The organism is Mycolicibacterium vaccae NBRC 14118 = CIP 105934 (genome assembly GCF_001552715.1).
Classification (GTDB): Bacteria; Actinomycetota; Actinomycetes; order Mycobacteriales; family Mycobacteriaceae; genus Mycobacterium; species Mycobacterium vaccae.
In genome coordinates this window covers 1-840 of the sequence record NZ_BCRS01000355.1, presented here as the reverse complement: position 1 = coordinate 840, position 840 = coordinate 1, and the positions used below count along the sequence as shown (strand labels likewise).

The following is an 840-nucleotide window of genomic DNA, read 5'->3' as shown; positions in this document are numbered from 1 at the left end:
CCGCGAGAATCGCGGCGTGCACCCGAAACCGTCGCCCGGCCCGGTTTACTTGCCTGCGCAGACGGATAAGCAGCCCGCATGACCGGCCGCGAGACCCTTGCCGGCCGCTACGAGCTACGCGGCCTGCTCGGCTGCGGCGGCATGGCCGAGGTGCGGGACGGCTGGGACACCCGGCTCCTCCGTCCCGTCGCGGTCAAGCTGCTGCACCCGAGCCTCAACGCCGACCCGGTCGCCCGGCAGCGATTCGCCGCCGAGGCGCGCGCCGCCGCCGGCCTGTCGCATCCGGGCATCGTCGCCGTGCACGATTTCGGCGACTACGACGGACGGCCGTTCATCGTGATGGAACGGCTGCCCGGACACACGCTCGCCGACGTGCTCGCCCGCGGTCCAATGCCGCCGGTCCAGGTTCGGTCTGCGCTCGACGACATCCTGGCGGCGCTCGAGGTCGCCCACGCGGCAGGCGTGCTGCACCGCGACATCAAGCCCGGCAACATTCTGGTGTCGGCGGCCGGGGACCGGATGCAGGTCGCGGACTTCGGCATCGCCAAGAGCGGCACGACCAGCCACACCGCGACCGGGCAGATCATCGGCACGTTGAGCTACCTGAGCCCGGAGCGGATCACCGGAGCGCCCGCCTCGGTGGCCGACGACCTTTACGCCGTCGGTGTCATCGGATACGAGGCGCTGCTGGGCCGGCCCGCCTTCCCTCAGGACAATCCTGCCGCCCTGGCGTGGGCGATCACCGAGGGCCCACCGCCGCCGTTGGCCGGGCTGCGCACCGACGCCGATCCCGTGCTGGTCGCGGTCATCGACCGCGCGATGAGCCGGGACGCCCGCCTG

1 protein-coding gene is annotated in these 840 nt (G+C 72.5%); it reads left to right on the top strand.

The window, feature by feature from the left end:
* Positions 1-78: 78 nt before the first annotated feature.
* A partial coding sequence (locus MVA01S_RS29985) for a serine/threonine-protein kinase (RefSeq protein WP_159426397.1) occupies positions 79-840 on the top strand: 762 nt, incomplete at its 3' end.